21 protein-coding genes and 1 CRISPR repeat array are annotated in these 22,685 nt (G+C 29.0%); of the genes, 8 read left to right on the top strand and 13 right to left on the bottom strand.

The annotated features are described in order from the left end of the window. The first annotated feature begins 135 nt into the window (after positions 1-135). From cas9 to cas2, 3 genes are read left to right on the top strand one after another with little or no spacing between them, the layout of a single operon-like run. The gene (gene cas9 / locus L8X40_RS00940) at positions 136-3,150 is read left to right on the top strand and encodes a type II CRISPR RNA-guided endonuclease Cas9 (RefSeq protein WP_263667139.1); all 3,015 of its coding nucleotides are present in this window, start codon (positions 136-138) and stop codon (positions 3,148-3,150) included. Beyond that, positions 3,137-4,039, top strand: coding sequence for a type II CRISPR-associated endonuclease Cas1 (gene cas1 / locus L8X40_RS00935; RefSeq protein WP_263667109.1), 903 nt, complete (start codon positions 3,137-3,139; stop codon positions 4,037-4,039). The genes cas9 and cas1 overlap by 14 nt, the downstream gene beginning before the upstream one ends. Next, entirely contained in the window at positions 4,026-4,451 is a 426-nt protein-coding gene (gene cas2, locus L8X40_RS00930; protein ID WP_263667108.1) for a CRISPR-associated endonuclease Cas2, read from the top strand. Before cas1 ends, cas2 begins: the two co-directional genes overlap by 14 nt. 146 nt (positions 4,452-4,597) lie before the next feature. Next, a CRISPR array of direct repeats spans positions 4,598-5,359; the repeat unit is 36 nt; unit sequence ATTTTATCATAAAGAAATTTAAAAAGAGACTAAAAC. Positions 5,360-5,436: 77 nt separating this feature from the next. Here the strand turns inward: cas2 and L8X40_RS00925 are convergent. From L8X40_RS00925 to L8X40_RS00910, 4 genes are read right to left on the bottom strand one after another with little or no spacing between them, the layout of a single operon-like run. After that, a complete protein-coding gene (locus L8X40_RS00925; protein ID WP_087700671.1) occupies positions 5,437-5,928 on the bottom strand; it encodes a phosphatidylglycerophosphatase A in 492 nt (163 codons plus the stop codon). Positions 5,929-5,930: 2 nt separating this feature from the next. Next, entirely contained in the window at positions 5,931-7,097 is a 1,167-nt protein-coding gene (locus L8X40_RS00920) for a sulfate adenylyltransferase (protein WP_263667107.1), read from the bottom strand. Then, positions 7,075-7,950: a response regulator transcription factor gene (locus tag L8X40_RS00915; RefSeq protein WP_087700673.1), complete on the bottom strand. Its 876-nt coding sequence runs from the start codon at positions 7,948-7,950 to the stop codon at positions 7,075-7,077. The genes L8X40_RS00920 and L8X40_RS00915 overlap by 23 nt, the downstream gene beginning before the upstream one ends. Next, positions 7,947-9,062: a bifunctional 2-C-methyl-D-erythritol 4-phosphate cytidylyltransferase/2-C-methyl-D-erythritol 2,4-cyclodiphosphate synthase gene (locus tag L8X40_RS00910; RefSeq protein ID WP_263667106.1), complete on the bottom strand. Its 1,116-nt coding sequence runs from the start codon at positions 9,060-9,062 to the stop codon at positions 7,947-7,949. Before L8X40_RS00910 ends, L8X40_RS00915 begins: the two co-directional genes overlap by 4 nt. A 107-nt stretch (positions 9,063-9,169) precedes the next feature. Here L8X40_RS00910 and L8X40_RS00905 point away from each other — a divergent pair, with 107 nt between their 5' ends. Next, on the top strand, positions 9,170-10,273 hold the full coding sequence (locus L8X40_RS00905; protein ID WP_263667105.1) for an Mrp/NBP35 family ATP-binding protein: 1,104 nt from the start codon (positions 9,170-9,172) through the stop codon (positions 10,271-10,273). Positions 10,274-10,283: 10 nt separating this feature from the next. Then, the gene (locus L8X40_RS00900) at positions 10,284-11,447 is read left to right on the top strand and encodes a 2,3,4,5-tetrahydropyridine-2,6-carboxylate N-succinyltransferase (protein ID WP_263667104.1); all 1,164 of its coding nucleotides are present in this window, start codon (positions 10,284-10,286) and stop codon (positions 11,445-11,447) included. A gap of 10 nt (positions 11,448-11,457) precedes the next feature. On the opposite strand, the gene L8X40_RS00895 is transcribed toward L8X40_RS00900, so the two are convergent. From L8X40_RS00895 to galU, 4 genes are all read right to left on the bottom strand, one after another. Then, a complete protein-coding gene (locus L8X40_RS00895; RefSeq protein ID WP_263667103.1) occupies positions 11,458-12,339 on the bottom strand; it encodes an alpha/beta fold hydrolase in 882 nt (293 codons plus the stop codon). Positions 12,340-12,348: 9 nt separating this feature from the next. Continuing rightward, positions 12,349-12,798, bottom strand: a complete 450-nt coding sequence (locus L8X40_RS00890) for a Dps family protein (protein WP_087700678.1) — start codon at positions 12,796-12,798, stop codon at positions 12,349-12,351. Positions 12,799-12,927: 129 nt separating this feature from the next. Beyond that, positions 12,928-14,151, bottom strand: a complete 1,224-nt coding sequence (locus L8X40_RS00885) for a glucose-6-phosphate isomerase (RefSeq protein ID WP_087700721.1) — start codon at positions 14,149-14,151, stop codon at positions 12,928-12,930. After that, positions 14,141-14,971 (bottom strand): UTP--glucose-1-phosphate uridylyltransferase GalU, encoded by an 831-nt coding sequence (gene galU, locus L8X40_RS00880; protein ID WP_087700679.1) that lies wholly within the window; start codon positions 14,969-14,971, stop codon positions 14,141-14,143. Before galU ends, L8X40_RS00885 begins: the two co-directional genes overlap by 11 nt. 74 nt (positions 14,972-15,045) lie before the next feature. Here galU and L8X40_RS00875 point away from each other — a divergent pair, with 74 nt between their 5' ends. Then, positions 15,046-15,627, top strand: coding sequence for an IMPACT family protein (locus tag L8X40_RS00875; protein WP_263667102.1), 582 nt, complete (start codon positions 15,046-15,048; stop codon positions 15,625-15,627). Positions 15,628-15,646: 19 nt separating this feature from the next. On the opposite strand, the gene L8X40_RS00870 is transcribed toward L8X40_RS00875, so the two are convergent. The 3 genes from L8X40_RS00870 to L8X40_RS00860 are packed head-to-tail and all read right to left on the bottom strand — an operon-like array spanning position 15,647 to position 17,933. Further along, positions 15,647-15,979 (bottom strand): hypothetical protein, encoded by a 333-nt coding sequence (locus L8X40_RS00870; RefSeq protein ID WP_257927863.1) that lies wholly within the window; start codon positions 15,977-15,979, stop codon positions 15,647-15,649. Positions 15,980-16,029: 50 nt separating this feature from the next. Next, on the bottom strand, positions 16,030-16,362 hold the full coding sequence (locus tag L8X40_RS00865; protein WP_039617462.1) for a hypothetical protein: 333 nt from the start codon (positions 16,360-16,362) through the stop codon (positions 16,030-16,032). Beyond that, positions 16,359-17,933: an ABC-F family ATP-binding cassette domain-containing protein gene (locus tag L8X40_RS00860; protein WP_214126017.1), complete on the bottom strand. Its 1,575-nt coding sequence runs from the start codon at positions 17,931-17,933 to the stop codon at positions 16,359-16,361. Before L8X40_RS00860 ends, L8X40_RS00865 begins: the two co-directional genes overlap by 4 nt. A 53-nt stretch (positions 17,934-17,986) precedes the next feature. Here L8X40_RS00860 and L8X40_RS00855 point away from each other — a divergent pair, with 53 nt between their 5' ends. Next, positions 17,987-18,991: a GGDEF domain-containing protein gene (locus tag L8X40_RS00855; RefSeq protein WP_263667101.1), complete on the top strand. Its 1,005-nt coding sequence runs from the start codon at positions 17,987-17,989 to the stop codon at positions 18,989-18,991. Between the two features lies 1 nt (position 18,992). Continuing rightward, complete coding sequence (locus L8X40_RS00850; protein ID WP_263667100.1) at positions 18,993-20,360, top strand: phosphomannomutase/phosphoglucomutase; 1,368 nt, start codon at positions 18,993-18,995, stop codon at positions 20,358-20,360. Here the strand turns inward: L8X40_RS00850 and tilS are convergent. Then, complete coding sequence (gene tilS, locus L8X40_RS00845) at positions 20,341-21,303, bottom strand: tRNA lysidine(34) synthetase TilS (RefSeq protein ID WP_181891863.1); 963 nt, start codon at positions 21,301-21,303, stop codon at positions 20,341-20,343. The two genes, L8X40_RS00850 and tilS, sit on opposite strands and share 20 nt — an antisense overlap. Next, positions 21,293-22,609, bottom strand: a complete 1,317-nt coding sequence (gene rimO / locus L8X40_RS00840; protein WP_261529600.1) for a 30S ribosomal protein S12 methylthiotransferase RimO — start codon at positions 22,607-22,609, stop codon at positions 21,293-21,295. Before rimO ends, tilS begins: the two co-directional genes overlap by 11 nt. Between the last annotated feature and the right edge of the window lie 76 nt (positions 22,610-22,685).

The following is a 22,685-nucleotide window of genomic DNA, read 5'->3' as shown; positions in this document are numbered from 1 at the left end:
TTTTCAAGAGTAAGGCCATCATACTCGGTGGCTTTTTAAAATCTGTTTTAGAAATTTTATTATATAAATTTAATATAAGATGTATAAAAATTTTATATAATTTTAACTATAACAGTTAAATCAACAAAGAGTAATATTATGAGGATATTAGGTTTTGATATAGGAATTAATTCTATAGGCTGGGCTTTTGTAGAAAACGATGAGTTAAAAGATTGCGGAGTTAGGATATTTACAAAAGCTGAAAATCCGAAAAATAAGGAATCTTTAGCCTTGCCTAGACGCAATGCAAGAAGTTCTAGAAGACGTTTAAAAAGAAGAAAAGCAAGATTAATTGCGATCAAGCGTATTCTTGCAAAAGAATTAAAACTAAACTACAAAGATTATGTAGCAGTCGATGGAGAACTACCTAAGGCTTATGAAGGGAGCTTAGCAAGCGTTTATGAGTTAAGATATAAAGCATTGACTCAAAATTTAGAAACAAAAGACCTAGCAAGAGTGATTTTGCATATAGCAAAACATCGTGGCTACATGAACAAAAACGAAAAAAAATCAAACGACGCCAAAAAAGGAAAAATTTTAAGTGCTTTAAAAAATAATGCTTTAAAATTAGAAAACTATCAAAGCGTTGGAGAATATTTTTATAAAGAATTTTTCCAAAAATATAAAAAAAATACTAAAAATTTCATCAAGATCCGCAATACTAAAGATAATTATAATAATTGTGTTTTGTCAAGTGACTTAGAAAAAGAACTAAAGCTTATCTTAGAAAAACAAAAAGAATTTGGCTATAACTATAGTGAAGATTTTATAAATGAAATTCTTAAAGTCGCATTTTTTCAAAGACCTTTAAAAGATTTTTCACATTTAGTGGGAGCTTGTACTTTTTTTGAGGAAGAAAAGCGAGCTTGCAAAAATTCATATAGCGCTTGGGAGTTTGTGGCTTTAACTAAGATTATCAACGAAATAAAAAGCTTGGAAAAAATAAGCGGAGAGATTGTACCAACTCAAACAATAAATGAAGTTTTAAATCTCATTTTAGATAAAGGAAGTATCACATATAAAAAATTTAGATCTTGTATCAATTTGCATGAAAGTATTAGTTTTAAAAGTCTTAAATACGATAAAGAAAACGCTGAAAATGCAAAATTAATTGACTTTAGAAAGTTAGTAGAATTTAAAAAAGCTTTAGGAGTGCATTCTCTTAGTAGACAAGAGTTGGATCAAATATCTACGCATATTACCTTAATAAAAGATAATGTTAAACTTAAAACTGTTTTAGAAAAATACAATTTAAGCAATGAGCAAATCAATAATTTACTTGAAATTGAATTTAATGATTATATCAATCTTAGTTTCAAAGCACTTGGCATGATCCTTCCTTTGATGAGAGAGGGAAAAAGATACGATGAAGCATGTGAAATTGCAAATTTAAAACCAAAAACAGTTGATGAAAAAAAAGATTTCCTTCCAGCTTTCTGTGATAGTATATTTGCGCACGAGCTTAGTAATCCTGTTGTAAATAGAGCTATAAGTGAGTATAGAAAGGTCTTAAATGCTTTGCTTAAAAAATATGGCAAAGTGCATAAAATTCATTTAGAATTGGCAAGAGATGTGGGGCTTAGCAAGAAAGCAAGAGAAAAAATAGAAAAAGAACAAAAAGAAAATCAAGCGGTTAATGCTTGGGCTTTAAAGGAGTGTGAAAACATAGGACTTAAGGCAAGTGCTAAAAATATTTTAAAATTAAAACTATGGAAAGAACAAAAAGAAATTTGTATTTATAGTGGCAATAAAATATCCATAGAACATTTAAAAGATGAAAAAGCCTTAGAAGTTGATCATATATATCCTTACTCAAGAAGTTTTGATGATTCATTCATAAACAAGGTTTTGGTTTTTACCAAAGAAAATCAAGAGAAACTTAACAAAACACCTTTTGAAGCTTTTGGAAAAAACATAGAAAAATGGAGTAAAATTCAAACACTAGCTCAAAATCTTCCTTATAAAAAGAAAAATAAAATTTTAGATGAAAATTTCAAAGACAAACAACAAGAAGATTTCATCAGTAGAAATTTAAACGACACAAGATATATCGCAACTTTAATAGCTAAATATACAAAAGAGTATTTAAATTTTTTACCTTTAAGTGAAAATGAAAATGCAAATTTAAAAAGTGGGGAAAAAGGAAGCAAAATTCATGTTCAAACCATCAGCGGTATGCTTACATCAGTTTTAAGACATACTTGGGGTTTTGATAAAAAAGATAGAAATAATCATCTTCACCACGCACTTGATGCGATTATAGTTGCATACAGCACAAATTCTATCATAAAAGCTTTTTCAGATTTTAGGAAAAATCAAGAGCTTCTAAAAGCAAGATTTTATGCTAAAGAGCTTACAAGTGATAATTATAAACATCAAGTTAAATTTTTTGAACCTTTTAAAAGCTTTAGGGAAAAAATTTTAAGTAAAATCGATGAAATATTTGTTTCAAAACCACCTAGAAAAAGAGCAAGAAGAGCTTTACATAAAGATACTTTTCATTCTGAAAATAAAATTATCGATAAATGTAGCTACAATTCTAAAGAAGGCTTACAAATAGCGCTAAGCTGTGGAAGAGTTAGAAAAATAGGCACAAAATATGTTGAAAATGATACTATAGTAAGGGTTGATATCTTTAAAAAGCAAAACAAATTTTATGCTATACCTATTTATGCTATGGATTTTGCCTTAGGAATTTTGCCAAATAAAATAGTGATCACTGGTAAAGATAAAAATAACAATCCAAAACAATGGCAAACAATAGATGAAAGTTATGAATTTTGTTTTTCTTTATATAAAAATGATTTGATTTTGTTGCAGAAAAAAAATATGCAAGAGCCTGAATTTGCTTATTATAACGATTTTAGTATTAGCACCTCTAGTATTTGTGTTGAAAAACACGATAATAAATTTGAAAATTTAACATCTAACCAAAAATTATTATTTTCTAATGCAAAAGAAGGAAGTGTCAAGGTTGAAAGTTTAGGAATCCAAAATTTAAAAGTATTTGAAAAATACATTATAACCCCTCTTGGGGATAAAATAAAAGCAGATTTTCAACCAAGAGAAAATATATCTTTGAAGACAAGTAAAAAATATGGCTTACGATGAAGCCTTTAAAAGCGCATTGATCGCAAATCAAGCAAAACTAAGCCTTGAATTAAATCATCTTGTAATAAAACAAGATGATAAAGAGGTTAGAATTTTTCTAAAAGATATTAATTTTATTATATTAGAATCTTTACAAGCAAGTATTACTTCAAGCTTGCTTAGTGCTTTGGCTAAATATAAAATTATACTTTTAACTTGTGATGAATCTCACAATATAAATGGAATTTTTTCTCCATTTTTAGGACATTTTATAAGTGCAAAAGTAGCTAAAAAACAAATCGCAGTAAGTCTGCAAAGAAAAGCGATTTTATGGCAAAAGATTATTAAAAACAAAATTTCAAATCAAGCTTATATTTTAAAAATTACCAATCATTCTAAAGAAGCCAAAGAACTTTTAAATATGGTTAAAAATGTAAATTTAAACGACTCTAAAAACTTAGAATCAACTGCAGCTGCTTTATATTTTAAAACGTTATTTGGTAAAGATTTTACAAGAAATGATATATGTTTTATAAACTCAGGATTAAACTATGGTTATGCTATTATAAGGTCGCTTATCGTTAGGGCAGTTTGTATAAGTGGGCTTTTGCCATGGCAAGGTATAAAACATGATAATATTTACAATGACTTTAATCTTTGCGATGATTTGATAGAAGTTTTTAGACCGTTGATTGATTTGTGTGTATTTAAGCTAAAAGATACAAAAGATAGTGAATTTTTAGACAAGGAAACAAAGCAAAAATTAATTAGTATTTTGCAAGAAGAAGTGGTTTTTGAAAATAAATCTTATCCTTTAAATAGAGCTATAAATTTTTACGTGCAAAATTTTAAAAATGCTTTATTAGAAGATGATGAGCTGATGATGGTAAATTTATATGATAGAAGATAAATTTATGAGAGTTTTATTGATGTTTGATATGCCCACCAAAAGTAAAAAGGATCAAAAAAACGCAAATAAATTTAGAAACTCATTGATAAAACTTGGATTTTTTATGATGCAATTTAGTGTATATGTAAAAATTTGCAAAGGATCAGCTTCGGCAAAAACAACGATAAAATCGATAGAGAAAATTTTACCACCTTATGGAAATATAAGAGTTTTAACCATAACAGAAAAACAATTTGATAATATGCAAATTCTTTTAGGCGGGGTTTCTTTTAATGAAAAAATAAATGATGATAAAAATCTAGTTTTATTTGAATATGATGAAAAAAGTAAAGATTTTAAATATGGCAATGAAAAAATAAACAAAGAAAAGAAAAAAACTAAGTTGATACAACCTAGTTTATTTGAATTTTAATGGTTTTAAAGGGATTGTAACCCTGCGTGGATGACCAAAAACCACTTATTTTAGTCTCTTTTTAAATTTCTTTAGCAAGAATTATAGCATATTCTAGGTTTTTTTCTATAGAAAAACACCTAGTTTTCTTTGTTGGATAAAAGTCTATTTTATCATAAAGAAATTTAAAAAGAGACTAAAACCATTATCATACTAAACACCGCATCGCTGTTATTTTATCATAAAGAAATTTAAAAAGAGACTAAAACAATTTATGATGATATAAATTCAATAAAAGAATTTTATCATAAAGAAATTTAAAAAGAGACTAAAACAATTTATGATGATATAAATTCAATAAAAGAATTTTATCATAAAGAAATTTAAAAAGAGACTAAAACTACCATTCACTTGCATATTATTACCATTTGATTTTATCATAAAGAAATTTAAAAAGAGACTAAAACGCACTTGCTGCCTGCTTTAGTTCTTCAAAGATTTTATCATAAAGAAATTTAAAAAGAGACTAAAACTACATTTATGCTGTTATTAAAGGGTGATTTATTTTATCATAAAGAAATTTAAAAAGAGACTAAAATTCTATACTTAAATACCAAAGATGTAAAGGATTTTATCATAAAGAAATTTAAAAAGAGACTAAAACTAAGTTTCAGTTGGGTAAGCCCATAGCAATTATTTTATCATAAAGAAATTTAAAAAGAGACTAAAACAGCTATGCAATACTTTTTAATATCAAAATAATTTTATCATAAAGAAATTTAAAAAGAGACTAAAACCGATACCGTGCAACTTGCTTCTACTGCTCTATTTTATCATAAAGAAATTTAAAAAGAGACTAAAACAAGTTAAGACTAAAATTAAAAGGGAGCTAAATTTTATCATAAAGAAATTTAAAAAGAGACTAAAACCGTATAGCAAATACAATTAGAATTATTGTTATTTTGCTCTAAAGAAAATTAGAAAATAGCTTCACAAATTTATGAAGCTAAAATATTTCCATAATGCTTATATCAAACCACAAAAGATCAAATTTAAGCAAAATTCCATAAATCACAGCACTAAATAATCCTGCGAAAATCCCCGCTAAAACATCATCTAGCATTACACCTAAACCACCTTTGGTTTTTTTGTCAATTTTACCTATGATAGAAGGTTTTGTAATATCAAAAAATCTAAACAAAACAAAAGAAAGTAAAAAAGTAAAAACACTTTGTCCGCAAATTGCCAAGGCTAAAAATACCCCTACAACCTCATCTATTACAATATGTTTATCATCGTGTATGCCTGTTTGTTTTTCATACTGATCGATGATTTTTATAGAAACTAAGAAAAGTAAAATTGCAAGCAAGATTAAAGTTCCTATGCCTAAATACCTTAAAATAAAAAAAGCAGGGATTAGCGCTGCTATCGTGCCAAAGGTTCCTGGAGCTTTACTAATACTACCTGAATAAAAAAAAGTTAAAAATAATTTTTGCATGATTACACCATATATGACATTTGATGAAGTTTTATAAGTTGCTCATAAAATTCTTTATCGCTTCGATATTCTAAAATACCATGCGTAGGAAAAAGATTGCTATAGATATTTTGTTTATTATGAAAGCGATTTGGGAAAAGTTCAGATAAAATCAAAGCCGAAATTTCTCTTCTTATAAAAACTGCTGGTGGAATGATACCAAGTCTAAGTAAATTTTTTAAAGAATCGCCATGGTATTTCATATGATGATGAGCTCCATGCGGGCATGATTTAGTGCTTACTATCATTTTACACTCATCACAAAATACAAATTCAGGAAGTATGGTTACTTCTATATTATAATCTTTTGCAAAATCATCAAGCACAGTAAAGGCTCTGTTTTGATTAAAATACATTCCAAGCCCTGCGTGATTTTGTCCTACAAAAAGTTTATTACAGTCAAAACTTTTAGCCAAAGCACACTCAAGAACTGGATTTAAATGTGAGGCAAAAATTTTGATATTATGTAAAGGTATGAGTAAAACCCTAGAAGATGGTAAGTAATTTTGCGCAAAAACATCAAAACAACGCTTTTTAAGTTTTAAACTTAAACCATTACTTTCATAAGATTCTATAAGGAAAATAATTACTAGATCAGATTGCTCTATGGCCCATCTTAAAATTCTCTCATGTGCTCTATGAAAAGGATCAAAGCTTGAAACAATAGCGGTAATATTAGAAGGGTTTAATCTTTTTTTGATTTTTTCAAAATCTTCTTTAATAGCTTTGATATGATTATGATAAATTTCAAATTCCCCGCTAATGCAAGTTTTCCCAAAATCATCAATTAAACAAGCATTGGGCCTAAAAATATCATTGCTGTTTTTATCATTTTCAAATTTACTTTCTAAGATGATATGTCCTATGATTTTATCATTGCAGATAAAATCTATTTTATCGCCAACTTTTGCGTTTTCTAAAATTGTATTATTTTCTTTTGTGCTAGCGGGTGCAAAGGTTAAAGTGTAAGGAATTTTTTGATTATGGATCATTCCAGTAGCTAGGACTTCATCTCTTTCTTTTTGGTTCATCAATTTAGTAAAAGAACCAAAAATTCCCTCTTTGATAAAGCACAAAACCTCGTATTCTTCTTCTGAGATTATAATGCTATTTTTTCTTTGTAATGCCATATTTTTTCCTTTTTTCCCATAAAGACTTTCTTGAAATTCCTAATTTTTTAGATAAATCCGTATCAGGAAAGACATTTTGATAACTAATGATAATATGTTTAACATAATCATCAATAGTTAAAATCCCATTGCTTTCAAAGCTTTTTTCATCTTCGCCTAGCTCTAAAATTTGAAAATCACTATGCTCAATATTCGCACTTGTATGTATAATAACAGCTTTTTTTAAAGCAAGATTTAACACTTTCTCTTTTTCTAAAGGTTTTAAGGTTTGAAAATTGACTAAATAATATAAAGAATTATCCTTAAAAATTTTATCTAAATTTTGTTGGTGTGAAAGATCTATATAGATATTTGCGATATTGTGCTCATTAGTATAATTAAATACAAAATGATCAGCAAAAATTTGATTGTTAGTTTTTAAAATCAAAGGCAATTTGAATTTTTTATAATCAAAACTTGGTAATTTTGCTGTTTCAAATTTATGTTTTAAGTAAGATTGATAAGTATGATTTAATATGCTTATTTTTTTAAATTCTTGAAAATGCTTTATTTTACGCATTAATTCTTCTATCATGAAAGGCTTTTGTATATAATCACTCGCGCCAGCTTTTAATGGTGCTAAAACAGTATCTGAGCTTATGTAAGATATAAGTAAAATAATGATTTTATGCTTAAAAATTTCTATAATATGTTCAAAATTAGCCATACTAGTAGAAAGTAAAATGATTTCATAATCATGATGAGCAAGTTCATTAACATTTGCGATAATATCACAATCATAACCTATAGAATTAAGTTTTGAGCCTATACTTTGAGCTAAATAAAATTCATTTTCTACTATTAAAACTTTCATAATTTCATCCAATCAAAATATTTTAAATTTACACTTGCTAAAACCGCAATTCCTTCTTTTCTTCCTACAAATCCTAGATGTTCTGTGGTGGTGGCTTTGATATTGATTTTATTTGGTGTGGTTTTTAATGTTTTAGCGATATTAAAAACAATAGCTTCTTTAAAATCTTTCATCTTAGGTGTTTGGGCTATGATAGTAATATCAGCATTTACAAGCTCAAAACCATAATTTTGCACCAAAGTATAAGCATTTTGCAATAAAAGCATAGAATCAGCGTTTTTATACTGCATATCATTATCTGGGAAAAGTTCGCCAATATCTCCAAGCCCTGCTGCACCCAAAAGCGCATCAATTAGCGCATGAGCTAGCACATCTCCATCAGAATGAGCTTTTAAACCCATGCTTTCATGTACTTTTACCCCACCTAAAAGCAAGGCTCTTTGCTCTCCAAATTCATGCACATCAAAACCATTTCCATTAAAAATATCCCAAGATGGTTTTGGTAAATTTAAGCTTTTTAAATCTTCCTTAAAGGTAATTTTTTTAGCTAACTCATCACCTTGTACATACCAAATTTTACCACCAATAGCTTGTATAGCTGTGCTATCATCAGTGAAATTTGAGTTTTGTTCTAAAGCTTTTTTTAGCATACTTGTGCGTGAAAGTTGAGGGGTTTGTATGAGTTTGATTTTATCTCTATCGATAGCTTCTTGAGCATAAATTGTTGTATCGCTTACTTTTAAAACAGGTGTAATACAATCAGCTTTGTCATGATTTTCTATGATATTGTTAAAAAGATTTTTAGAAATCAAAACTCTTGCAACATCACTAACTAAAACATACTCGCTTTCAACCATACTTAAAGCATTAAGTAAAGATTGTGCTCTAGTTGCACCACCTTGAACAAATTTATATTCAGGGGCAAATTTTTTCATATAAGAAATATTACCAGAAGTAACAACTATTTGTTTAAAAGGATAAAAAGAACTTAAATTTTTAGTAGCATAAAGCCATAAAGGTTGTTCGCCTAGTCGTAAAAATTGCTTTTTTACTGGAGCATTAAATCTTGATGATTCTCCCGCAGATAGCATTATCAAGGAAATATCTAACATTTGTTACACCTTAATTTCTTATTAATGTTACGATATTATACACCATAAAAGCCAAAATTTATATTTATGTTAGTAGAATTAATCATTTTAAATAATAAGGAGAAAAATTGAAGGAAAAAATTGAAGAAAGACTAAAACAAGTTATATATCCAGGGTTTAAAAAAGATATAGTTAGTTTTGGTTTTGTAAAAAAAATTGAATCAAATGAAAATCAAGCACATATTGTAGTTGAAATCGTTTCAGCTAATGCTCAAATCACACAAGAGCTTAAACTAAATATTGCAAATGCTTTAAAAGATTTAAATTTAGAGCTTAATTTAGAAATCATTCAACCAAAAATTCCTGAAGAAAAAAGCAATTCAAGAAGTGGTAAAAATATCGCTCCACAAATTAAAAATTTCCTTATGATTTCAAGCGGTAAAGGTGGGGTAGGTAAAAGTACTACAACTTTAAATTTAGCGATTTCTTTGGCTAAAATGGGTAAAAGAGTAGGGCTTTTAGACGCAGATATTTATGGACCAAATATACCAAGAATGCTTGGCGAGAGTAAAAGCAAACCTGAAATTGTAGGTCAAAAAATTCGTCCTATTTTATCTCATGGGGTTTATATGATGAGTATGGGTGTGCTAATAGAAGAGGGTAAAGGTTTGATGTGGCGTGGCTCTATGATTATGAAAGCGATTGAGCAACTTTTAGCTGATGTACTTTGGCCTGAACTTGATGTATTATTGCTTGATATGCCTCCAGGAACAGGTGATGCACAAATTACCTTAGCCCAAAGCGTGCCAGTGAGTGCGGGTGTGTGCGTAAGTACTCCTCAAGTGGTATCTTTAGATGATAGTAAAAGAGCGCTAGATATGTTTGAAAAATTACACATTCCTGTTGCAGGTATTATAGAAAATATGAGTGGCTTTTTATGTCCTGATAATGGTAAAGAATATGATATCTTTGGTAAAGGTACCACAGAAGAAATGGCAAAAGCTTATAAGTGTGATGTTTTAGCTCAAATTCCTATCGAAATGAGTGTAAGAGAAGGTGGAGATAGCGGTAAGCCTGTAAGTTTTTATATGCCTGAGAGTGTAAGTTCAAAAAGATATTTGCAAGCTGCTGAAAAAATTTGGGAATTTATAGAAAAAGTTAATCAAGAAGGTAAAGTAGATAATTCAGCTATTCAACCTATAATGAATGGCAAAAGTGCGTGCTCGCAATAAGGAGGAAAATATGCCAATAGAAAGTAAAGAAGAATTTTTAAATTTAATCAAGCAAATCGAACAAAGGATTAATTATAAAAAGCCTAAAGCTTTTGCTATAGCAAGACTTGATCTAAGTCAAGTTGATCCTAGTAAAAAACTTCAAGCTAATTTTGGTGTGATTAATTTTGAGCAAAATTATGCCGCTGCAGCTGTTATGTTTGAAGCTTTTTTTAGAAGAGGGGTTGATGTTGATTTTAATGAAAGTGAGTTTGTGGCTACTTTGATTAAAGAAGATTTGGATTTTGCACTTGAATGCTTTGCGCCATTTTTACAAGAGCAAGGTCATAAAAATATAGAAGCAATCAAAGCAGCAAAGGAAAATTTTAGAGAAAATGCTTTTTCTTTTGTTTGTATTTTTGAAGATGAAGCACCAAAAAGTTTAGAAAGTGTGTATTTAAAACTTTACTTGCTTTCCAATAAAAAAGTGCCTTTAAGAAGCTTAAATTTAACAGGTGCTTTTGGGATTTTACCAAATGTTGCATGGAGTGATAATAAGCCTATTGATTTAGACTTTTTAAGAGAAAATGAGATTGATTTAAAAATGAGTGGAAGGTATCCAAGGATTGATTATGTAGATAAATTTCCAAGATTTTTAGCTCATGTTATTCCTGAGGATAATACTAGAATTTTAGAAAGTTCTAAAGTAAGAATGGGTGCTGTTTTAGCCGCAGGTACTACTATAATGCCAGGAGCTGCTTATGTGAATTTTAATGCAGGTACAACTGGAGCTTGTATGGTAGAAGGGCGTATTAGTTCTTCAGCTGTTGTGGGCGAGGGTAGCGATATAGGAGGCGGTGCTTCTATACTTGGTGTTTTAAGTGGCACTAGTGGTAATGCTATTAGCATCGGTAAAGCTTGTCTTTTGGGTGCAAATTCAGTTACGGGAATTCCTTTAGGGGATAATTGTATTGTTGATGCGGGTATTGCTGTTTTAGAAGGGACTAAATTTGCTTTAAAAAATAAAGAAGAACTTCAAAAAATCAACCCTGATTTTAAATTTGATAAAGATATATATAAAGGTTTAGAATTAGCAGGGCTAAATGGCTTGCATTTTAGACAAGACTCTCAAAGTGGAGTGATGATAGCAGCTTTAAATAAAAAAGCTGTAAAACTTAATGAAGATTTACATTAATTCTTAGCCCTTATGGGTTAAGAATTTTAAATAATTCATGCAGTTTATAAATACACACGCTAGGATGATGTTTAATGCTTCCTATGTGTAGTAAAATCTCTTTACTATCTTTTTTATAAAGCTTTTGCACAAAATTAAAATTCCACCATTTGTAAGTTTTGAAATTTAAATTATGGGTGGTATTTATATGAAAATTTATATACGAATGATTTTGAAAGTTTTGGTTTAAACCAGGTGCTTGAAAGGCATAGACTTCTTTTACCGCGTTAGGAAAGGTTCTTGCGAAAGTTTGAGCTAAATATCCTCCTAAAGAATGCCCTATGATGATGAGCTTTTTATCAATGGCGTATTTTTGTTTGAGTTGATTGTAAAAATACTGCATGGATTGAATTTGGCCTTTTGGAGTTTTGTTAAGTAAAATCAAAAAATCACTATAAAGATCTTTAAAATCAAAACATAAAGGATTTAAATCACTCCCTGCAAAGGTCAAAATATAGTTTTTTCTTTTTTTATCATAAATAAAATTAGCTCTAAAACCCATTTTAGATTGAGGGTGTGTTTCATTGATGTGTTCGAGTATTTCATAATTTTTTAAAAATTTTAAAGCTAAAAATGCATTGTTTAAACCACCTACAGGGATTTTTTCTTTTTTATAAAAAGGATTAGTTAAAGCTTTTATAATGGCTTTGTATTTTTGTAAACCTTCTTTTTGTAAGCTTTGATTTAAATATATATTAGCACAATAAGCTACCAAACTATAATCATATAATTTTTGCAATAAATCGATATTTTTTTCAAAATGAGCATAGAGTTTTAATAAGAGTATTTTTTCTTGGGAAGTTAAATTTGTTTTTTGACTTAAAGCAATAAAGCTTTGCAAGTCAAAAAACATTATAAATTCTTACATAGAGCAAGTATTTTGGATAGTTGAATTAAGCATCCAAAGAGCTTTTTCATATTTTGCAATATTTTCTTGAGCAAATGCTGCAGTTGTAGTATCGCTTGCTTTTTCAGCTTCTTCATTTAGCTTTTTAAATTCAGCCAAAAGATATTTATAATCTTCTCTAATAAGCTCTAAAACTTCTACCGGAGTAAAGCAGTCTTTTTGAACCTTAGGTGCTTTTGCATTTTCTAATAAAGTGTTTGGGCAAACGATAGCTTTTTCTCCTAGTTGTAAAGCTCTTTCAGCACAATCATCAAAAAGCTCTGCCATTTCTTCGTAAGCTTTTTCTGTATATTCATGAATTGAAAAAAATTGTAAACCTTTTACATTCCAATGATAATTATGAAATTTAATCCATAAACTATGAGCATCCGCTTGTAATTGTAATAATTGTTTTGTTACTGACATGTTATCTCCTTTTTTATTTTTAAAAATTATAACATAAAATTCTTAAATAATAATTATTATTATCTAATAAATTTTAATGTTAGTAATTATTATATTTTCATTATACTCTTTTTTTACAATAAAGCAAATTTATTTACTTAGCATATTTTTTAGTATTAATTTCCCTACTTCAACACCAGGTTGATCATAAGTATTAATTCCAAGCATAATGCCACATGCAGAAGTAAATAACTCATAATAATACATCAAATACCCACAATGATAAGCATCTAATTTTTCAAGTTCTATTACATCAACACTTAAATTTTCAGCAATTAATGCATGCATGGTTGCATCACATTGTGCGTTTAAAAGATCATGTAAATTGACCTCATTAGTAAAGTCACAATTTTGCAAATGATTAAAGCTTATATTTGGGATACTAGGAGATTTTTGACTATCTTTGATTTTTAAAAAAGTAACAGTTTTATCTTTAGGTCCATCCATGATAAGTTGTAAAAAGCTATGCTGATCTCTAGCGCCAATTAAAGCAATAGGAGTTAAACCTATGCGTTTAAAGCCTTGTTTTTTGCCTAGACTTTCAGCAATTAGTTGAATATACCATTCATTAAAGCCCTTAAAAGCATCTCCATAAGAAAAAAGCACATTAATATGTGCACTTTTATGTGTGCAGTAATGATAAGCCTTTTGCAAAATTTGATCACATTTTTTCTCAAAAAAATCCACATAACAAGCTTTTGCACCTTCTAATAAGGCTTTAGTATCATACCCACAAAAACTCAAAGGAACAATACCAATAGCAGATAAAACACTAAATCTACCTCCAACATTTTTAGGTATAAAAAAGCATTTTATGTTTAATTCTTCTCCTAGTTTGTGAAGTTTTGACTCAAAATCAGTAATAAACACAAAGTTTTCGTGTAAATTTTCATTTTTAAAATCAAAATGAGCAATGATGAGTTTAAATAAAGAAATCACCTCTATAGTTGTACCTGATTTACTTGCTATGATGAAAAGTGTTTTTTGGGGATTTATTTTTTGCATAGTTTGGGTAAAAGTATGTGAGGAGGTATTGTCAATAATAAAAAGTTTTTTTTCTTCTGCTTGATCAAATAAAAGCTCTTTTAAAGCTTTAACCCCACAACTTGATCCACCCATACCTACTAAAATAATATTTTCTATATGAGTTTTAGTTGCGATAAATTCTTTGCTTTCTTTGATTAAATCAAAGCTTGTATCTACTAAGTGATAATACCCTATATCGCCACTTTCTAACTCATCATTCATTCTATTTGCATAAGCGGTGATTTTTTTAAAATCTTGGGTTTTAAAAAATAAAGTATTATTTAGCATTTTTACTTTTCTCATAAAAATAATTTGTCGCTTCCACAAAGCCTTCTACGCTTCCACAATCAAACCTTTTTCCTTTAAATTTATAAGCTAAAACCATATTGTTAGTTGCTTGTGAAAGTAAGGCATCGGTTAGTTGAATTTCTCCGTTTTTACCTGCTTTAGTATTTTCTAAAATACCAAAAATATCAGGCGTTAGAATGTATCTTCCTATGATGGCTAAATTGCTTGGAGCATCTTTTGGATCAGGTTTTTCTACCATAGAATTTACCATGATTAAATCCTCCTCCACAGCATTTCCTGCTATAACCCCATAATTTGAAACTTGATTGGCTTCAACCTCCATTACAGCTATAACAGAGCAGCGGTATTTTTCATAAATTTTTACCATTTGAGCTAGGACATTTACCCCATCTTCATTTACGCATAAATCATCTGCCAAAATTACCCCAAAAGCTTCATCTTGCACTAAAGGCTTTGCTTTTAAAACTGCATCTCCTAAGCCTTTCATTTCATTTTGTCTTGTAAAAGTAAAAGTACAACGATCTATGAGTGTTCTTATTTCACTTAAAAGATATTCTTTTTTAGTACCTGCGATTTGGTGTTCAAGTTCATAAGAAATATCAAAATAATCCTCCAAAGCTCTTTTTCCACGTCCTGTAACAAAGCCCATAGTTTCCATACCAGCTTCTAAAGCCTCATCTACACCATAATGAATTAAAGGCTTAGTTAGTATAGGTAGCATTTCTTTAGGTAGGGTTTTTGTAGCAGGTAAAAATCTAGTACCATAACCTGCTGCAGGAAAAATACAAGTTTGAAGCATAGTTTATCCTTAAATTTTTATAAGTTGTTTTGATTATAATTTTATTTAAATATTATAACTAATTTAAGGAAAATATGAAAACTATTGATCAAATTTATCAAGCAAAAATAGAAGTCAAAAAATCAACTTTTTTGTCTTTTTTATGTCCTTTTGAAGATTTTCAAAATTTAATGCAAAAGCTAAGAAATGAGCATTTAAAAGCCGTACATTTTGTATATGCTTATAGGTATTTAAATGAATTTGATCAAATCATAGAAGATAAAAGTGATGATGGTGAGCCAAAAGGAACTTCTGCTATGCCTTGTTTGAATGTCTTAAGAGGGGCTTTGCTTGTTAATTGCGCGGTGATTGTGGTGCGTTATTTTGGAGGGATTAAACTTGGTACAGGCGGTCTTGTAAGAGCTTATAGTGAAGCTACAAATGAAGCTATTTTAAATGCAACGCTTTTAGAATTTGAAGCTAAAAATATTTTAATTTTAAACATTCCTTTTCATCTTTATGCAAGATTTGAGCATTTTTTAAATAAAAATAACATTTCATATGAAAAAAAATTTCAAGAAAATGTTGAATTGATTTTAAGCGTTAATGCTAAAGAAGAAGAGGAATTTAAAAAATTTGCAAAAGAGTTTGAATTTGGCGGACTTGTTTGGAAGTAAGCGTTTGCTTACTTCATTTTTATAAAGAACTTAAAAGATCTTTTACCATATCTTTTTGTGGCTCTTGTTTTTCTTCTATATTAGCTTGCATAGGAGTTTCGTTTTGTCCTCTAAAACGATAATTATAAATATTTGACATATTTGAGCTAAAAATTCCTGTGCTAAATTGATCTTGATTCATAGCTTTTGAAAAAAGCTCATCAAGTTTTATGCTTTGCTCGTTTAAATTTTCACTATTGCTTTGACTAAGTAAAGACATAAAGTCTTCATTAGCTCCTTGAGTGCTTTTATAGGCACTACTTTGACCATATCCATACTCTTTAACCGATAAATTATCATGGTTAACTTGCATGTTTTCTCCTTTCAAAATATTACAAGGAAAAAACAAGCAAAAATCATTCCTTAATCACCATGAGTTGGGTAGTATTCAGCTTCTATTTCATTGTTTTTGATAAACTCTTCTCTAGCTTTGTTACAGCGCTCATCTCTTAGTTTTCTATAAGCATTTCTACTTTCTAATTCTTGAGAAGTTAAAGGGCGATCTTCTAAAAATGAAATGTGAAAATAAGTATCATCTTCTTTGCTGAATTTTTCATAAAATTCAACATAGTCAAAATAATCTTTTTCGCTTTGAAAATCAATACTTTCTTCTACATAAATAGTTGGGCCAAAACCTCTGTGATTTTGAGTAAAATGTCCAAAACCAGCTGCATATTTTATCTTAAACGAATTCATTCTAAACCTCCTAAAAATTCGTCATAACTTCCTTTAAAATCTGTTAATTTCCCATCTTCTAAAAACCATATACGATTAGCAAAAGCACTAATTAGTTCTCTATCGTGGCTTATGCATATCACGCAACCTTTGAAATTATACAAGGCTTCACCTAATGCAATGATACTTTCAAGATCTAAATGATTATCCGGTTCATCTAAAAGTAAGAAATTTCCACGTTCTAACATTAATTTTGAAAGCATTAAGCGGTGTTTTTCGCCCCCGCTTAAGCTAGAAGCCATTTTCTCTTGATCGCTTCCACTAAAGAGCATTCTACCAAGACATTTGCGAATTTCATCCAAATCTTTGAATTTTTCACTCATTAGCCATTCATAAAGTTTCAAATCTTCATTAATTAAATTCGTTGTATCTTGTGAAAAATATCCCATTTCTATGGTAGCACCAAGGTGGATGTGGCCACTATCAGGTTCTAATTTTGATGCAATGATTTTAGCTAAAGTACTTTTTCCAACACCATTTGCACCGATTAAGGCTATTTTATCACCTTTTTCTAATTTCAATTCTAAATTTTCAAATAAAGTTTTATCATAAGCTTTGCTAATACCTTTTAATTCTAAAACTTCATTTCCTATTTCTCTATTTGTTCTAAAAACTATGCTAGGATCACGTCTACTTGAAGTTTTAATCTCTTCAAGTTCAAGTTTTTCTAAAGCTTTAGCCCTACTTGTAGCTTGTTTGGCTTTTGAAGCATTAGCGCTAAAACGACGTATGAAATTTTCTAATTCTTCTCTTTCTTTTAAGGTTTTATCGCGTTTGAGTTCAGCTTGCTTAGCAAGTAAGGTTGAAGCCATATACCAATCATCATAATTTCCAGCAAAATCGCGTATTTGTTTAAAATCCACATCTAAAATTCTTGTACAAACTTTATTTAGAAAATGTCTATCATGGCTAATTACTACTAAAGTTCCCTCATGTCTTAAAAGTTCATTTTCAAGCCAAGAAATAGCTTCTAAGTCAAGGTTATTTGTAGGCTCATCTAAAAATAATACATCAGCACCTAAAAACAATACTTGTGCTAATAAAACTTTAAATTTATCCGCACTTTGTAAAGTGCTCATAAGAGCATTAAAATCTTTTATATTTAAAGAACTAAGAATTTTTTCACATCTAAGCTCACAATCATAGTTTGGATCTTCTTCTGCTGTTATGATTTCAAGCTCGCTTAATCTATCATTGATTGCATCGGTAAATTCTTCACTCATATAAAGTTTTTCTTTTTCTTTTAGTGCATCATATAATCTTTTATTTGCACACATTACCGCATCTTTGATAGTGTAGTTTTCAAAAGCAAATTGATCTTGTCCTAATACAGCGATTTTTAAATTTGGATCTATGCAAATTTCTCCACTGCTTGATTCTATTTCGCCTGAGAGAATTTTTAAAAAGGTTGATTTTCCTGCGCCATTTGCGCCTATAAGTCCATATCTTTCACCACGGTTTAATTTTAAATTTACATCTTCAAATAATAACTGATTTGCAAAACGCATAGTGAGATTTTTTACTTCTACCATTAATATCCTTAAAATATTTTTGCTATAATTTTAACAAAAAAAGGTTTATTATTTTGGATTTTTCGTATTTATTGTTAAAAACATTGCCTAGTATGACTTTGGTTTTTAATATCTTAGCTTTATTTTTAGCTTATTTTTTTAAGCAAAATAAGATTTTTTTCTTACTTTTGTTGATTTTATGTGCTAGAGCTTTATCTTTAGTAGCAAGTGAATATCAAGCGCATTTATTTATCTCGGTATTTTTGCCTTTTTCTTTTGTGCTTTTTGTGTTTTTGCAAGATAGCAAGCTTGTGTTTGAAAGAATTAATCTCATTAAATTTGCGTATTTAGCTTTTATGGGTTTTGTAGCGTTAATACTTAGCACAAGCACTAATTTTAATGCCAGCATTACAAGTGAAATTTTTGGTCTCTCAACGCAATTTTTTAAGCCTATTAGTGAGTTAAGTTTTTGTGTGTTTTGGGTGGGAATGATATTTTTATTATTTTCGTATTTTAAAAACAATGATTTTCATTTTTTACTAGCTTATATGGGCTTGAGTGTGCAGTTTTTATTTTACAATAGTGTTGATTTGGGTTATTATGAATTTGCTTCTTTAGTGTTGATAGGATTTTTAGCATATAAAGCTTATAAAATAGCCTTTTTTGACACTTTAACCAATTTGCCAAATTTAAAAGCCTTAAGAAGATATGCTCAAGGACTTGAAAATTTTCATTTAGCCTTGATTGAAATAAAAAATATCAATGAAATTTATCATCAAAAAGGCTCAAAAATGGGTGAGTTTATAATGCATGAGTTTGCTAGGATTTTAAAAAAAGCTTTACATGCTAGGGTTTTTAAAGATGATAAGGATTATTTTATCATTGTATTTGAAAATGAAAATATAGCTTTTGTACAAAGCAAGCTTCAAATGCTTGAAAATTTTATGCAAAAATATAGTTTTGAATTGAAAGAGCAAAATGCAAAATTAGAAATTAAACTTTGTTTATCAAGCAAAAATGAAAACATAGAAGAAAGTTTAAAACAAGCAAAATTAGAACTTAGAAGACAAAAGGATTAAAATGTTAGATTTGATTTTTAGAGAGTATGATATAAGAGGGCTTTACCCAAGTGAGTTAAATGAAAAAAGTGTAAAAGCTATAGGTTATGCTTTGGGTTTAGAAATGAAATCAAGAGGTTGTGAGAAAGTAAGTGTGGGCTATGATGCAAGATATAGTGCAAATGAACTTTTTAATTATTTAATCAGTGGTTTAAATAAAACTAATATGCAAGTTTTTAATATAGGTTTAGCGCCAACTCCTATGGGATATTTTAGTTTGTTTTTCGATGATATTTTTGATGCAAATATTATGATAACAGGTTCGCATAATCCAAAAGAATACAATGGCTTTAAAATCACGATTAATAAAGAAAGTTTTTTTGGTGCTGATTTGAAAAAACTTTCTTTAAAAGTGCAAGAGTATTTAGAACTTGAAATCAATGATGATTTAAGATGTGAAAATTATGATGTTAAAAGCTTATATATAGACTTTTTAGCTAAACATTTTTCACATCTTAAGGGCTATAAAGAAAAAATCATTATTGATTGTGCAAATGGAGCCACTGGAGTAATTATAAAGCCTTTGGTGGAAAAATTAAATCTTAATGCGCAAATTTTATTTGAAAATCCTGATGGAAATTTCCCAAATCACGCACCCGATCCAACAGAGCTTGAAAATTTACACGCATTGCAAGTTGCGCTAAAAGAAAATGAAAATGCAAAAATGGGCTTTGCTTTTGACGGAGATGGGGATCGTTTAGTAGTAGCAAGTAAAGACTATGTATTTAAGGGCGATGAGCTTTGCTATTTATTTGCTAAAAATATAAAAAATCCTAGAGTTTTAGGTGAGGTAAAATGCTCTAAAAACCTTTTTGATGAGGTAGCTAAATTCGGTTTTATCATGATGGGTAAGACTGGACATTCTAATATTAAAAAAATGATGAAAGAGCAAAATATCGACATAGCAGCAGAGCTTAGTGGGCATATTTTCTTTAAAGATAGATATTTTGGTTATGATGATGGAATTTATGCATTTTTAAGAACTTTAGAGCTTTTAGTAAATGGTTTTGATATAGAAAAATTAGTTAAAGAATTACCAAAACTTTATGCAAGCGAAGAGATTAAGCTTAAGGTTAGTGAAGAAAATAAATTTCAAATCATAGAAAAATTTAAAGAAAAAGTAAAAGCAAATGCTTTTGAAAATGTGCTTGATTGTAATGAAATTGACGGAGTTAGAATTACCTTTAAAGAAGGCTGGGCGCTTTTGCGTGCTTCTAATACAAGTCCATATCTTATCATGCGTGCTGAAGCTACAAGTGCTGAATTTAAAGACTTTTTAGAAACAAGAGTAAAAGAACTTTTTGAAGAAATCATAAAAGAGCTTGCATAAGCTCTTTTACATCAATATTTTTTGTGTATAAATATGCTCTTAAGAGTTTAGGGATTTTTGCTTTTCTATAAATTTCTTTAAATTCTTTTGACATTTTCTCACAACTTACAAAAGGAAAAATCAAAACTTTTTCTTGTATGTAAACAATGCCTATTTTATGCGAAATTACTCCATCGCCTTTTAAAGCTTCTTGTCTTTGTTTAGCACTTAAAAGTACTCCAAGTTTTTTAAAACATTTTGCGATTAAACTTTCATCTTTATGAGTAATGTAAATATTTTTAAATTCATAAATATTTTCTTCTTTTAAGTCTTTTTCTAGGTATTTAAAGCTCTTTCTTACTCCATTTGGATAAAGCTTTAAAAACTCATTGGCAAAATTTTTGCGTATGAAATTTCTAAAATATTTTTCATCATCATTACTCTCATCATGAAAATAAGTGATATTGTTTTCTTTTAAGTAATTTGAAATTTCTTCTTTAGGAATTTCAAGCAAGGGTCTTATGATAGTAAAATATTTTCTTTTTTCAATATCTTTAAAACCAAGTAATTCTCTAAGCCCTGCACCTTTAGAAAATTGCATTAAAAACCATTCTAATTTATCGTTTAAATGATGAGCTAGTAAAAGATTATCATAAGAGTGATTTTTGCAAAGTTCTTCAAAAAACTCATAACGTAAAGCTCTTGCGCAAGCTTCGAAATTTTTTGTTATTTTGGGTGCGGTTTTGATGTAAATTTTTTTATGAAAATGCTTGGCTAATTCTTTGGCGCTTTGTTCCTCTTTATCACTATTTTTGCGAGTTTTATAGTTTATAAAAGCAAGATCAAAATCTATATTTTTTTCTAAAAGCATGAAAAATAAAGCACTAGAATCATTCCCATGAGAAAATGCTAAAAGATTTTTCCCTTGCTTTAAATGATTTAAATATTTGCTATCAATCATCAAGCTTTCTTAAGGCTTTTGCAATGAGTTTTTTATCTAAGCTCTGTGTGATTTCACACTCATAAAGCTCGCCCATTTCTAAATTTCCACAATCACTTTCATTGATGAGAATTTCTCCATCTATATTTCTATCCCAACGCAAATCTTTTGCACCGATGAAAAATTCTCCTTCAGAGCTTTGTCCTTCACAAAATGCTAAGGTTTTTTTACCAACTTGTTGATTAAAGCTTTTTTCTATGCAATCATCAACGATTTTTTCTATTACTTTTAATCTTGCATTGATGATTTTACTAGGAATTTGTTCCATTTCAAAAGCTGCGGTATCTTCTTCTTTAGAATAAGCAAAAACACTAATTCTATCAAAATCAAATTCTTTTATAAAAGCGCATAATTCTTCAAAATCCTCATCACTCTCTCCAGGGTGTCCTACTATAAAACCTGTGCGTAAAAATGAATTTGGCGCTTGTTTCATTAAATTTAAAAGTTCGATTAATTTAGCTTTATTAGCTCCGCGTTTCATGATTTTAAGCATATTATCACTGATGTGTTGTAAAGGCATATCAAAATAATTTACAAAAACTTTTGATTGAATGATCTTTTCTATTACTTCTTTACTAATGCTTGTTGGGTATAGATATAAAATTCTAGCAGCCTTTACACCTTGGATATTTTCTATAGCTTCAATAAGCTTTAAAAGTCCATCTTTTTGACCTTGATCAAATAAATACGAACTTGTATCTTGAGCGATAAAAGAAAAGTCTTTATAGCCTTTTTTAATAAGCTCTTTTACTTCATTTACAATGCTTTCTAAACTTCTTGATTTGAGTTTTCCTTTAAAGCTTGGTATGGCGCAAAATGAACATTTTTGATTGCACCCTTCAGCTATTTTGATAAAAGCATGATAGTTAGAGCCTGTGATCACACGATTGGTGTTTTTATCTTGTAAGTAAGTAGAATTTGAAAATAGATTAGTTTTTTTAAGTATTATCTCATCAATTTTTTCATAATCTCCCACACCGGTAAAAAGATCAACTTCAGGTAGTTCTTTCATCAATTCCTCACGGTAGCGTTGCATTAAACAGCCTGTTACAACTAACAATGAATCTTTTTTTCTTTGCTCGTGTAAGTCTAAAATCGCATTAATGCTTTCTTTTTTAGCACTATCTATAAAGCCACAGGTATTTACAATCAAAACATCAGCTATGCTTGGCTCATCACAAATTTCATAATCACTCAATCTTCCAAGCATGATTTCACTATCAACTAAATTTTTATTACAACCTAAAGACATTAAAAAAAGTTTTGGCATATTTCTCACTTTAAATGTTTTATTTTTTGCTAAAATTATAAGATTAAATTATATCAAAATTAGAAAGAAAATTTTT

The sequence above is a fragment of the Campylobacter sp. CNRCH_2013_0855 genome, from assembly GCF_025773025.1.
Taxonomy (GTDB): Bacteria; Campylobacterota; Campylobacteria; order Campylobacterales; family Campylobacteraceae; genus Campylobacter_D; species Campylobacter_D jejuni_C.
This window is presented reverse-complemented; position numbering and strand designations above follow the sequence as displayed.

Bases quoted from the DNA above. Each gene is read 5' to 3' on its own strand.
- L8X40_RS00925 (WP_087700671.1), bottom strand. From the start codon at position 5,928: ATGCAAAAATTATTTTTAACTTTTTTTTATTCAGGTAGTATTAGTAAA.
- rimO (WP_261529600.1), bottom strand. From the start codon at position 22,609: ATGCCAAAACTTTTTTTAATGTCTTTAGGTTGTAATAAAAATTTAGTT.
- L8X40_RS00870 (WP_257927863.1), bottom strand. From the start codon at position 15,979: ATGCAAGTTAACCATGATAATTTATCGGTTAAAGAGTATGGATATGGT.
- L8X40_RS00850 (WP_263667100.1), top strand. From the start codon at position 18,993: ATGTTAGATTTGATTTTTAGAGAGTATGATATAAGAGGGCTTTACCCA.
- cas1 (WP_263667109.1), top strand. From the start codon at position 3,137: ATGGCTTACGATGAAGCCTTTAAAAGCGCATTGATCGCAAATCAAGCA.
- L8X40_RS00920 (WP_263667107.1), bottom strand. From the start codon at position 7,097: ATGGCATTACAAAGAAAAAATAGCATTATAATCTCAGAAGAAGAATAC.
- L8X40_RS00860 (WP_214126017.1), bottom strand. From the start codon at position 17,933: ATGGTAGAAGTAAAAAATCTCACTATGCGTTTTGCAAATCAGTTATTA.
- cas2 (WP_263667108.1), top strand. From the start codon at position 4,026: ATGATAGAAGATAAATTTATGAGAGTTTTATTGATGTTTGATATGCCC.
- L8X40_RS00875 (WP_263667102.1), top strand. From the start codon at position 15,046: ATGAAAACTATTGATCAAATTTATCAAGCAAAAATAGAAGTCAAAAAA.
- L8X40_RS00900 (WP_263667104.1), top strand. From the start codon at position 10,284: ATGCCAATAGAAAGTAAAGAAGAATTTTTAAATTTAATCAAGCAAATC.
- galU (WP_087700679.1), bottom strand. From the start codon at position 14,971: ATGCTTCAAACTTGTATTTTTCCTGCAGCAGGTTATGGTACTAGATTT.
- L8X40_RS00910 (WP_263667106.1), bottom strand. From the start codon at position 9,062: ATGTTAGATATTTCCTTGATAATGCTATCTGCGGGAGAATCATCAAGA.
- L8X40_RS00865 (WP_039617462.1), bottom strand. From the start codon at position 16,362: ATGAATTCGTTTAAGATAAAATATGCAGCTGGTTTTGGACATTTTACT.
- L8X40_RS00885 (WP_087700721.1), bottom strand. From the start codon at position 14,151: ATGCTAAATAATACTTTATTTTTTAAAACCCAAGATTTTAAAAAAATC.
- L8X40_RS00895 (WP_263667103.1), bottom strand. From the start codon at position 12,339: ATGTTTTTTGACTTGCAAAGCTTTATTGCTTTAAGTCAAAAAACAAAT.
- L8X40_RS00890 (WP_087700678.1), bottom strand. From the start codon at position 12,798: ATGTCAGTAACAAAACAATTATTACAATTACAAGCGGATGCTCATAGT.
- L8X40_RS00915 (WP_087700673.1), bottom strand. From the start codon at position 7,950: ATGAAAGTTTTAATAGTAGAAAATGAATTTTATTTAGCTCAAAGTATA.